The 13,152-nt window shown below is 43.9% G+C and carries 5 protein-coding genes; 3 read left to right on the top strand and 2 right to left on the bottom strand.

The annotated features are described in order from the left end of the window. Positions 1 to 32: 32 nt before the first annotated feature. Together AMJAP_RS11175 and AMJAP_RS11170 are read left to right on the top strand one after the other, a co-directional pair. Positions 33 to 8,873, top strand: a complete 8,841-nt coding sequence (locus tag AMJAP_RS11175; protein WP_019620480.1) for an ankyrin repeat domain-containing protein — start codon at positions 33 to 35, stop codon at positions 8,871 to 8,873. Positions 8,874 to 9,234: 361 nt separating this feature from the next. Next, a complete protein-coding gene (locus tag AMJAP_RS11170) occupies positions 9,235 to 9,564 on the top strand; it encodes a DMT family transporter (protein ID WP_019620481.1) in 330 nt (109 codons plus the stop codon). A 5-nt stretch (positions 9,565 to 9,569) separates the two neighbouring features. Here the strand turns inward: AMJAP_RS11170 and AMJAP_RS11165 are convergent, their stop codons facing one another. Then, positions 9,570 to 10,472 (bottom strand): LysR family transcriptional regulator, encoded by a 903-nt coding sequence (locus tag AMJAP_RS11165; protein WP_019620482.1) that lies wholly within the window; start codon positions 10,470 to 10,472, stop codon positions 9,570 to 9,572. Positions 10,473 to 10,593: 121 nt separating this feature from the next. On the opposite strand from AMJAP_RS11165, the gene speB reads away from it, so the two are divergent. After that, a complete protein-coding gene (gene speB / locus AMJAP_RS11160; RefSeq protein ID WP_019620483.1) occupies positions 10,594 to 11,529 on the top strand; it encodes an agmatinase in 936 nt (311 codons plus the stop codon). Positions 11,530 to 11,597: 68 nt separating this feature from the next. Here speB and pdxR read toward each other — a convergent pair whose 3' ends face one another. Continuing rightward, positions 11,598 to 13,085: a MocR-like pyridoxine biosynthesis transcription factor PdxR gene (pdxR, locus tag AMJAP_RS11155; RefSeq protein WP_019620484.1), complete on the bottom strand. Its 1,488-nt coding sequence runs from the start codon at positions 13,083 to 13,085 to the stop codon at positions 11,598 to 11,600. Positions 13,086 to 13,152 lie beyond the last annotated feature (67 nt).

Raw genomic sequence — 13,152 nt, 5'->3', positions numbered from 1 at the left:
ACGATGGTTAAGTGCAAAAAGGTGAGAGAAGAATGCTGAATTGTCGCGATTTTATTTCTTTCGTTTGTGGATGTTTATTACTGACGGGCTCCGCTTCAGCAACAGAGCTTGTAGGAGCGGCTGTTAATCAAGATTTAGAACGCGTGGAGCAATTAATTCAGCAGGGTGTAGACCTAAATGTCCTTGATGAGGAAGAAGGGCTCGCTGCATTGCATGTGGCTGTACTTAATAATGACTTAAAGTTGGCCAGATTACTGCTTGAAAATGGCGCGGATATTAATCTCAAAACGATGAATCAATATTCCCCTATCCATATCGGAGCGCAGGCTGGATCGTTTGAAGTCATAGAGTACTTGGTGCAGTTAGGTATTGATATCAATACGCTTGATGGAGATGGTGACTCTGTCTTACAACACGCTTTATATGGTGAAAATGTTGAACTGTCCAACTGGTTGCTTGATCAGGGGGTAGTCGTTACAAATAAGCGTAGTGAGGACTCATTTCAGAGCCCTTTATTTATGGCTGTGCAGTTATCCTCCAACGAAAGTGATAATAAACAGCTGTATTCTTTAATCGAAAAAACAGTATCGCTTGGTGCTGGCCTTAACGAATTTGATGGAGATGATCATCAGACTCCTTTACAGCTAGCGATACAAACCGGCGATTTAGATCTGGTTAAACTGCTTGTTACGCTGGGGGCCGATGTCAACTTTAAAGCTGAAGGGCTATCTGCCCCTATTCATATTGCAGCGCAAGAAAGTAATAAAATATTTCATTACCTAATAGATGCCGGCGCAGATCTGAATGTGCTCGATGGTGACGGTGATTCTGTATTGCAGCATGCTCTATTCAATGAGCAAATCGAGTTGGCAACCTGGTTACTGGATCAAGGTGTTTCGGTTGTTAGTAAAGGGAATGAGAACTCATATGGAAGCCCTTTGTTTCTGGCTCTGCAGTTAATAGATAATGAAAGTGATAATAAGCAATTACTTATTTTAATCGAAAAAATAGTCTCACTAGGCGCAGACCTTAATGCTTTTGAGGGGGATGATAACCAGACTTCTCTACAACGGGCGGCACAAAGCGGCAACTTAGATCTGGTTAAACTACTGGTTATGCTTGGCTCAGATGTAAACCTAAAGACTGCAGAGCAGTCCGCGCCTATACACCTTGCGGCGGAAGAAAATAGTGAAGTGTTTCAGTATTTGATTCAAGCAGGAGCAGATATTAATACCCTTGATGTTAATGGTGCCAGCCTACTACAAGTTGCTTTGCTACACGGGGAAATTGAAGTAGCAAGCTGGTTGTTGGATAAGGGAGTCGATATTAACAGCCGTGGTCTGATCGATACTGAGAGCGAAAATGATGGCTGGAGTGAAATACCTGCTTACGATTATCCGGTGATTTTACTGTTAAATCAGATAGTGGCCACTGATGATAATCAGACTGCAATTACGCTTTTACAGAAAATGATCAGCAAGGGAGCGAATCTTGATGTAATAGATCGTGATGGATCTGCCTTTGTTTTTGCATTATTAAAATCGAACAACCAGCCGTTGATTGATGAACTACTGCCCATCATAAAGCAGCATGATGTTACTGATAGTTTTGATAATAGCCTGTTGCATGCCGCTATTAAAAACGACCAGGTTAACTATGCGGCCTCGCTCATACGAAATGGCAAGGGGTTGGCACAGGCCGATAAAGTCGGTTATACACCTGTGCATTCAGCTTATGAGAAAGGACTATTTGATATTGTTGCTCTCATTTTAGAACATGAGAACAGCCATCAAATGCTAAGTCTAAAAGGCGAAAGCATTTTTCTACGGGCATATCGTGATGGTCATCACAAGGAACTAAAACAGTGGCTGGCTGCGACATCAGGCTTTGATATTCCCGATATAAATGGTGACACTTTATTGCATGAAGTGGTGCGTAGAAATGATGCTGCTTATGTCCGCATGTTGCTCTCCCTGGGAGCAGATACTGGTGTTCTGAATGATGCTGGTCGTAGTCCTTTCATGCTGGCTATTGAAAATGAATCTCCTGAATTGCTTACGTTGTTACTGGGTGCTGCTAAGAAAGGTAATACTTCTCTCAAGAACTCTATGTTACTGCATGAGGCTGCTCGACTAGGTTCTTTGGAAATAGTAAAAGTGTTAATCGACGCGGGTATATCGGAAGATTCTCGAGATGATAATGGCTATTTACCAGCTCAGATAGCTGTCCACTTTGGACAACAGGAAGTGCTGGATTATCTGGTAGATCTGTTAGAAGAACCCGCTGTCACCAATATGTCAGGTACAACGTCTGTAGCAGATGCAAGGCTTGAGTATTGGAGCCTGCTGTATTGGGCAAACAAGAAAGATAAATTAATTAAATCGATAGAACAGGATTTACGCTCAGAGAATAGCAGTATTTTTGCGCCGTTAATCTGGGTTGAAGTTCAAAATAATAATGGCAATCTGAAAAGTGCCTATGACGCTTTAGAAGGTGTTTGGAAGAGCAAGCTTGTAGTCACCGCAGAAGCTGAACTGAACAAAGATTATCGACAATTGGTAGCACAATATCCCCCTTCTTATCCGTTTGTTGAATCGGATGTTATGGCCTTGATCGATTTAGCTTTTGTTGCTGATAAATTGGTAAATAAGTCATTAAAAATGGATTACCTTGAAGTTGCTGCCCGATTATTACCGGATTTTTGGCAGATAGCGTGGATGTACAACGATTCTGAATTAGTCGCCAATACTCAATTTAAAGCGCGCATGCAGAAATTTTCAGCCTCGGAAGGCATAAGAGGGACATTAGTAGGGAGTGCAATACGTGATTATAGCCACACCCGTAGCTGGGAAAGACCAAGCTTAGAGGAAAGGTCTAGAAACTGGTTAAAAAGGTCCCCATCAGATTGGCGTGCACTGGCTGCAAATTCAAAAGGTTTAAGTAACAGTTATCGGTATGAACAGGCACAGGCCGCTGCTCAAAAAGCAGCAACGGTATCTCCATTTTATTTTAATTTTGACCGGTTACCCAAACTGTTACTTAAGCAGGGAAAAAATAATCAGGCTGAAAACCATACTGCACTTATCGCGCGTATGTATTACAAGGCTGACGGGGAACCTGTCGCTTCAAAAGAGAGACGTTATTTGGCATCTTCATTCAGAGTCACTGGGGATAAGGGAAGAGCGCGTCAAGTATTAGAAGATGCCCTTCAACAGATGCCTGATGTAGCGAATCTACATAATGAGCTTGCAAAGCTGGAAATCGCAGATAACCGGTATGCAGAAGCTGTGGATGCAATGGAGAAGGTTTTTCAGTTATCTGATGAGATTGATAGTGATGATTATAAGCGTTATATCAGCGCCTTAAAGCAAAGTGGTGATAGTGCAGAAGCTACTAGAGTTGCAGAGCAAGGGCTCGCTCAGCTTACATTTATTCCTGAAGACTTTTATATCGCCGTATTGGAGTTGGCCTCTGCCATGGAGCAGGATGCGCTGATTGATCGTGTATATCAGTTAGCTGTGAATGAGTACCCTGATTCAATTTCATTAGGTAAATTTCATGTTGAGCGACTGTGGATTAATGATAAACAGGCTGCGCTGAAATCTGTTGAAGAGCTTCTTGAACAGCGGCCTAGTAGATATGATTTGATTCAGCTATGGAAGACATACGCGAAAGAGCTCAACGAGGAGAAGCAATTACTTGAAATAGTCCGCGAGAAGGTTGAAACATATGACTGGAGCAGGTCGTGGTGGCAGGTGCTCGTTGATTTGAAGGGAGATCAAAGTGATGCTGCTGCTTTATTGTGGCGGGAGGCAAATCAACGAAATAATAATACTTATTTTGCTTGCGATAAACTTGTCGAACTGTATGCCTATAAAAGACATGATTATGATAGGGGTCAGCAGTTATTTCATGAATGCCTAAGCGAAGATGAGACTACGGTCGGATTACCTGCGAGAAATCGTGTGCTATCGGAATTGTTTTGGTTGGTGAAAGAGAAATCGAAAAAACAACGAGTGGCTCCAGAACTTCTGGACCTTGCTGAAGGCTATCTGAGGGAGTATCGGGATAATTTTGGTGAATTGACACGATATTATGAGTTTTTAGAAAGTATTGCTCGTGCCAGAAATGATTCGCAGTCTGCCGCAAATGCGTTGGCTTTGAGAGCTGATCTTCTTAAAGATAATAGTTCTATTTATCACGATTTAGTTTCCGAATATGCTGATGAACTGACAGAAAATCAGATTCAGGGATACGGCTTTCAAATGCTTCATCGTAACCCTTACAGTACAGATGTGTTAGGTAGTTATCTGCATAAGCAGTTGTACTGGCGCGGCAGCCCAATTAATGCGCTTCGTGCGATTGAGTCTGCGAAAGAAAAGGGAATTAGTTATGACGTTTCCTATGAACGAAGAGCTTTGAATGAGTTGGGTGATACTTTAAAACTTTATGAAAGTTATTATATCGGTGCGATAGATCCAGGAGCATCAAAGCGATACATTAATTGGTTTGATAACGCCCGTAATCAAGCTTTAAATGGCGAACGAAAAGAAGTTATTTATGATTTTAATAATACTAATTCTGCAGTCCGTATTGTGCTTCCAAATGGCGAAATTGTTACCCGGCAAGACCATCCCGTTTTTGGAAAAGTTACAGGCTTTAAGAAAGGCACCTCTTTCCTTGACGTAAAATACAATGAAAATGGAAACCTTCAATCAATTAGAGATTCCAGTGGGCGTGTAGTAGAGCTGAAATACAATGCCACTCATAACATTGAAAGCATGACTGATGGTGAGCGTGTTATAGAGTTTGCCTACAATGATAATGATCAGCCTGTACTGATCAGCATTGTAGGCTCAGGCCGTTTGTATATCGAATATGATGAGCAGGGTGAAATAACTGAGACTCAGTCTGAGCAAGGCCATCTAATGGCTTTAAACATTACGCAGGCATTTCAGAGACTGCTATCGCTCACCCGTGAAGTCCAGCGTATTCATAATTTGGATGACTTACCAGCGTTAGCTGGTTCTGATATTGAGTATGATCGTTTAAAAGATGATTACTTTGAGGCGGAAGAAGGAACGGTCAAAGAAATAAAAGCCAAAATGGCTTTAGTGGAGTATTTGGTCTCCCATGTCACCGATAATTCTGCTTATTTTGATGAAGCAAGCGCGTTATTAGTTGAGATTTTCACTTCGAAAGATAATCAAAGTGAAGCTTCTATCGCTTATACTGCCAGAGTCATTTCGTTGTGGTACGAGCTTCATAAGGAGTTCAAACCTTTAGGTTTACCACAAGACGATTTTGAACAATGGTCCACCATGAAAACCTGGCTGGTTGGTGTTTCTTTTAAAAACAAAAAATATGAAAATATTTTGAACCGGCTAAATGAAGAACCGTTAGTGTTGCTGAAAGACGCTAAATGGTTAGTTACCTCGGATATACAAAACACAGGCTTTTGGCGGCGCTACGATAACAGTGAGCTATATTCTTCTGAGTTGAAAGGTGCGCAAAAACAAGCGTTACTGGTCAGAAATAACGGCGATATTCTAGTTGGTACAGATAAGGGTCTTGCCGTACTTAATGACGGCTTTTGGCAGTGGTTTGGTTACGATGCAAATCAAGCCAGATTAAGTCGTACAGCCTCCGTTACTACGTTAGATACAACGTCTAATATTCTTAGTTTGGCGGAAACTGAGGATGGTGTGTTATGGATAGGTTCTGCTAACGGACTATTAGCTCTAGATGGCGACTATCAAAGCTTACTTAAGCGCTGGCGCACTAAGAGTGATGGTTTGAAATCGCCAAGAATTAATGTATTAAAAGCATCCAAACACAAGGTTTATGTCGGCAGTGCTGATGGGCTTGTAAGCCTGACCTATAGCGACGATAAAGCGACAGTTTTAGGCGGAGTCTCGGGCAATATTCTGGATGTTTTGATAGCCGGAGAAGAGGGTAACAGGGTACCGGTAATTCTGACGGAAAATAATCTAGTGCTTCTCGATGATAGCGATGTCATTACGATAGCTGATCGAGCCGTTAGCATCGCGTATAACGAGAGAAATAATGCTCTCTATTGGCTGAAGGAAGGTAAGTTTTACACGGCAAATATTCAGGTTGTAGACGAAAAAGTAAATGTTTCTGGTGGGGAATTTATTGCACTAAAAAGTGACTTGCTGCACTCGAAAAAAATACATGAAATGAATATTTGGCCTGTGGAGGGCGAAGGTCATACATTGGTTATTAATTCCGATCTTGGCATTAATGTATTTAATGAATATTACTTTCAATCTATGCCGTTGCCTTTTGAGTTAGGGCGGGGTGGTCAAACGGTAGGTCCTGAAAAATCAACAGTCAGTGAAAATGGGGATATTGTTGTTGCGACAAGCGATGGGATATACGCGTATCAACCCTCTAATGTACAGCAATATAAAATTGGGAGAGTTTATGACACGTTAGTTGATGACAGTCTTGGAATTACTTATATCGCGACAGGTTCCGAGATTCTTTATATTGACCATGCTGCCGAAGATAAAGAACCAAAGTACTTTTCGTCCGCTAATGCTAAATATTTAAGGCAGGATGCTCAGGGAAATCTGATAACGAATGATGGTAGCCAAATACTGCGCTTTAAGCAGGGTGAAGAAAGTGCTCAGCAGTTATTTTCAACTATGCAGAATGTTGAAGGAGATCGATGGGGGAACGGTTCGTTAAACGATATCTTTGTCGATTCCAGTCAGAATATCTGGGCTGCAGCAGGCTCTTCTGTATTCCGGTATCAAGAGGGAGTAGAAGAAGCTGAAGAGTATAATTATTTCATTGATGCAGAAAAATTTCCCTCACGCAGTCAGATGATTTATCGCGTATATGAGGATCTTGACGGAAAAATCAAGGTGATTGCTTCGAATGAAAGACACTTAAGCCATCAAGGAGTTGATTTATCAGGGGGCGTCCTTGAATGGCAGGGTGATTCATTTATCAATTTGGATGAGCACAGCAGGGATTGGCTTGGTAATAAACATTGGTTTGTTACAGGTTATACCAAAATAAATGAAGATACGGCTATTGTTTCGACCAACCGTGATTTCGCTCGTGAAAAAAATGGGCGTAGGGAGTCCTTCTCTGAGTTGAATGATCCAACTTATAAGGCCATGCAAGAAAAATCATCAATGATTTGGCTAGGACAAAAAGGTGCCCGGCTAGGGGAGTCGAATACCTGGTTATTTCCTTCCGCAGGTGGTGTAACGGTTTATCATGAAGGGCAATGGTTCTACCCTGATCGATTAAATCAGCTTCTCCCTAATGATCAATCGATGGGGCAGTATGGAGCACGAACAGTGCATACTGTTTCTGTTGATGAAGTCGGAAATATCTATGTAGGAACCGATATTGGCTTATTGGTCTATGAGTCCCAGGGAGTTGCTTCATTATTAAATGATAATCACCGAGGACAAGTTGCATTTGTCGATTTTGATCTGGCACAACAGCAAGAAGTGCGTGATGTGTTTTTATCACAGATAAAACCTGAGACTGAGCAAGGTAAGCTGGTAAGGCGCTATCAACAGTTGCAAGGTGAAATAGCTGATATTGAAAGTCGTTTGCTACCTGGCAGCCATGAGGATTCAGGCGAAAAGGCTACTGATATTGCAGCAAGTGAACCCGATAGTGCTGTGGCTGAGAAGTTTAAAGCGCAATTGAAAGCACGTGAACGTAGTCGTCAGAAATTACTGGCGAACTTAGAGAGAAATCACTACGGGTTGTTCCAAATGCTTAAAATGGATCCCCGTGAAATTGCAGCTATGCATAAAAAGCTGGATGAGCGGCAAGCGTTGATTCAGTACATGCCGACAAAAGACAAGTTGTTGATTCAAGTGGTGACAAATTCCGGTGCGGTTATCAGGCAAGTGGATGTGTCCAAAAAGATTTTGGAACAGATGAGCCTTGAAGCTTCTGCTATTTTGCGAGAACAGACTTTGCAAATCGGAGTGAGTACATCTGATCGCGGTGCTAAACGAACAGATACAAGTTCATTGTTCAACCGCATAAAAGTGAAAGGCGACTCTCATATAAATCACCTGGCATGGCTTTATCATCACCTTATCAGGCCTGTGGAAAATGACCTGGAAGGCAAAGATCAGGTCTTTATTACACCCGTAGGAGCACTAACTTATGTTCCTTTCTCTGCTTTGATTAGACAGGTAACCCCTAACATTGAGTACGCTGTTGAACGCTACAATATTGGTATATTGCCTTCTATGTATCACTTCAACCTGGTTATGCATCATTCTGATTCTTTTAGTGATGGAGGTTTATTTATTGCGGATCCTGATGGCTCATTGCCTGGTGCCCGGCAAGAGGTCTCAGTCATAGCGGACACCTTCGGTGAATATAAAACGATAATTCAAGGTGAACAGGCTTCTATTGATAACATTGTTGAAGAGCTAGATGGATCACGAGTCATTCATTTTGCCACCCATGGTGTTTTAAATACCGAGTCACCGGAAGATAGTTACCTTCTATTGGCTAATAAATATCAGCTAAATGTGATCGATATTTCAATGCTGGATTTGGAACAGACAGATCTTGTTGTTTTGTCGGCTTGCGAGTCGGGTATTGGTAATTCTGGATTAGAATACGCAACGTTAGCCAGAGCCTTTGCACACGCTAAAGTACCAGCAGTGGTCGCTTCCTATTGGAAAGTACATGATGATGCGACTAAAGAGTTAATGACCAGTTTCTATGCAGGTCTGGCTGTTGAAGAGAGTGATAACTTTTCCGCAATGAGTAGTGCGATGAAATCTATGATTTCCAGCCGTACAAAATTTAGCCATCCTGCGGCTTGGGCTGGTTTTGGCGTTTTCGGAAAACCGTAATGATTTACTTTTTATTATAAAAACAAGCGTGGATAGTTACGCAGATATGATGGTGGATTTTCGATTAATAGTGAAACTTACTCTATTGAAGGAGAGGGTTGTACTGTTACAGAATTGACTGGCTTGTCGATAGGTTCAATTTTGATCACTTGAGTAAGTTCGGCACTAGTCGTGGGATTACAGTTACCGCAAACAGGCCTGGGTATACAGGCAGTCAGCACCACTGTAAGAGAGGAAAATAGAAAAACAGAGATAGATAGAGTCTTTAATTGTTTCATGATGGGATTTTATGGTTTCTGGTGAGTTATATTAATAGCATACAACAATGTACGAGCCGTGTTGGGGTTATGTAGGGAGTCTTATGGGATACTGGTATTTAGCAATAGCGATCGGGGCTGAGGTAATGGGCACTATCGCTTTAAAGGCATCAGATGGATTTAGTCGGCCCGTAGGCACTGCAGTTTGTATTGTTGGTTACTTAATAGCGTTTTATTTTCTCTCGCTGGTACTTAAAACGGTACCCGTAGGTATCGCTTATGCGATATGGGCAGGGATGGGAATTGTATTGATCGCGTCTATCAGTGCGGTCATTTATAAAGAGATACCAGATCTGCCGGCAATTATTGGTATGCTGCTGATCGTTGCTGGTGTGGGTATTATTAATGTGTTTTCTACAAGCGCTGCCCATTAAAGTTTTTATTGATGGAGTTGCTGTAGCAGCCACTGTAAACCTGGGTCATTTGAATATAGTGGATGGTGCAAAGTTATCATCTCTATTTGAGGAACACCTTTTGGTGGGTCAATCAGCCTTACTGGCAACATCTCTGTAAACAGTCTGGCCATCTCTCGGGGTAACGTCATGATGGCATCCGTGGCAGCAACTATCCGGGCGCCTGCCATATAGTTCACGGTGCGCGCGATATCCCTTCTTTTTAGCTGTTGAGATTCCAGCCAGTGATCTATCTGGTTTGAACTTACACCTGCCAGATCAGTAAACAGTACGTGTTTGAGCTGGCAATACTCTATGACTGAGACAGCGTCTTTTACCTGTTTGTTTTGGATGGCTGCCAGGCAGGCCAGAGGTTCCTGTTGCCAGCGGCGGCTGATAAGCAATGGGTCAACAGGCTGATGGCTGTCTAGCCCTACGATCAGATCTATTTCGCGGGTTTCCAGGCGTGTTGTGGTGCCCGATTCACTGATCATCTCTATCTCTATGCGAATGCCCGGGGCGATCTGCTGTAGTCGTTGCATCAGTGGGGGCAGGGTGACCGCTTCGAAGTAATCGGTGCAGGCGATTGTAAAACAGTGTCTTGAGTCCGCGTGATCGAAGGGTTCAAGAGGCTTAAGACTGCGTTCGATGATGCCGATTGCCTGTCGGATATCCGGTAAGATTGCTTCAGCCCTTGGGGTGGGTTTCAGCCCGTTACCTGTTCTCACCAATAGTGGGTCGTCCAGTTGTTGCCGTAGACGGTTGAGGGCATGACTCATGGCGGATTGGCTGAGAAACATTCGTTCTGCAGCGCGGCTGACATGGCATTCGGTCAGCAATGCTTCCAGTAGAAGTAACAAATTCAGATCGAACTGGCGCAGGGATTTCATCTATTCACTTTACTATTAATTGTGTGCATGTAGATATTATAACTATGCATTTCAATAATTTCATGCGGTTGGGTACTCTGAATTCAATAACTGGAAATTGAAATGAGTTTTGAGGTGCATAATGTGTGATAAGCAAAATACTGTGGCTAATGCCGATCTTCCGATCTATGGCTCGTTAGGTATGACCTTTATGGAGTTTCCGGTGGTGAGCGATCTGACCATGTCTGATGCTGAGGTAATCGTGGCTGGAGTTCCTTTTGATATGGCGACATCGGGTCGTTCTGGTGCCCGCTTCGGGCCGCAGGGAGTACGTCAGGCCTCATCTCAACTGATCTGGGAGGGCGCGCGCTGGCCTTGGCAGTTTGCTTTGGATGATCATTTAATAGTGGCTGATTCTGGCAATGTGCTGTTTAAGCATGGAGAGCCGCAAACGATGGTGGATAATCTTCAGGCCCATATCAGTACTATTTTAGACTCGGGGAAGTCCTCCCTAACTTTTGGTGGTGATCACTTCATCACTTTGCCGGTGTTACGAGCGTATGCAAAGAAACATGGCCCTGTAGCGCTGATACATTTTGATGCTCACACCGACACCTATTCCGGTGGTACTAAGTATGATCACGGCACGCTGTTTCATCACGCTGTCGAAGAGGGGCTAGTCGATACCGAGCACTCTATTCAGATCGGTATTCGTACCGCTTATGATCTTGATGGCCATCCATTTGAAGTGTTGGATGCCGCCTGGGTTGGTGATCATGGGCCCGGGGCTATTCTTGAACGAATTCATGCGCGCGTTGGCGATAAAAAAACCTATGTGAGTTTTGATATCGATGGCCTCGATCCATCCTGTGCCCCTGGTACTGGAACCCCTGTCGCGGGTGGTATGACAATGGATTGTGCGTTGAAAGTGATCAGGGGATTACAAGGTATAAATCTCGTAGGAATGGATGTTGTGGAAGTGGCGCCTGCCTATGATCATGCCGAGATTACGTCGCTGGCCGGAGCAACGCTGGCATTGGAATACCTCTACGTAATGGCAGCCAATAAAATGGCTTAGCAGGTTTTGTTCGTACCCTCTTTGTTTGCTTTGAGTGTTTGCTGCGACCTCTTTTAGGTGCAGCCTTTTTATTGCAGATGCCTGTCAACAATCGGCTGCAGACGATTGAGTCCCGTATCAATCTGTTCCTCATTATATCCGGAAAAACCGATAACCAGACCACTGAGGGCTGGCTGCTCATCATAGTAGTAGGATAACGGTCGAAGTCCTAAGCCGACAGCATTCGCCTGTTCTACTATCGCTTTGTCATCGGTGTCAGGTGGGAGTAAAAAGACCCCGTGCATACCGCCATCGCAGGGTTCCCATACTAAGCTGCCATTAAATCTTTTTGCGACCTGTTGCAGTAAATATTGGCGCCGGGCTTTGTAGAGTTTGCGCATTCGGCGTAGGTGACTGGCAAACAGACCCCGTGACATAAAGTCTGCCAACGCCAGCTGGGGGAGTGATGATAGTCCCCCATCGAGAAAACCGCGCATCTGGTTGAACGAGGGCACTAAAGCTGGGGGGAGTACAAGATAGCCAAGTCGGATTGCCGGGTGAAGAATTCGGGAGAAAGTACCTGAGTAGATAACAGAGTGCTCTCCGTCCAGCCCCTGAAGCGACGTAAGCGGAGGCCCGTCAAAACGGAACTCACTGTCGTAGTCATCTTCAATAATGCAACAGCCACGCTGTCTGGCCCATTGAAGAAGTTGCAGGCGTCGTTCAAGGCTCAGGGTGTAGCCCATTGGGAAGTTACGTGACGGGGTGATAAAGGCGAGGCGGGCATCCTGTGTTTCTGTCAGTGCGATATCAGTGCGAAAGCCTTGTCGATCAATCGGTACCGACACTTTGACTCCTCCAGCAGTACTGATAGCTCCGTCGATACCGGGAAACCCAGGATCTTCGACCAGCACTTTGTCTCCGGGGTTGATTAGCATCGAAAAAGCCAGTTGCATCCCCTGTTGCGAGCCTGAACAGATCATCACCTGTTCCATATCGCAGTGCACTCCCCGGGTGGTATTGAGGTAGCTTACAATTTCCTGTCTCAGTTGTGGTTCCCCCATCAAATGTCGTCCACTACTGAATTTCATCTGTTTACCGGCGTGGCTGACTGAACGTTGCCACTCGGGCCAGGGGAATTGCTCCAGAGCCGGGCTTGCTGGGAGCAATAAGTGCTGGTTACTTTGGTGATAAAGAGGGCGAATTTGCTGCAGTAACTCGCTCTTGTCTGAGACTCTGATCGGTTTAAGGTCAGGGTTAAGGTTTTTCTGTTTTGTTTTCCTGTTCAAGGAGAGCTGTGCTGAGATATAGCTACCATCACCTTGCCGGGTTTCGATATAGCCTTCTGCCTGCAGCATTTCATAAACTTGCTTGATGGTGTTGCGTGATAATTTCAGTAGCTCTGCCAGCTCTCGGCTGGAAGGTAAGCGGCTCTCTGCCGCCAGGTTTCCGCATAGAATCTGTTGTTGTATGTAATTAAATAGTGCCCGGTATCGGGGAGACTGAGTTTTATCCTGTTGTAAAAATGGGGTAAAACACTCAGTTTGCGGTTGCTGCTTATGACTTGTTTTGATCAAATTGGGCCTTAATAATATACAAATATTGGATCTTATTAAGGTCCACTATAGCGGTTAACCTTGTTCT

The organism is Amphritea japonica ATCC BAA-1530, assembly GCF_016592435.1.
Taxonomy (GTDB): Bacteria; Pseudomonadota; Gammaproteobacteria; order Pseudomonadales; family Balneatricaceae; genus Amphritea; species Amphritea japonica.
This window is presented reverse-complemented; position numbering and strand designations above follow the sequence as displayed.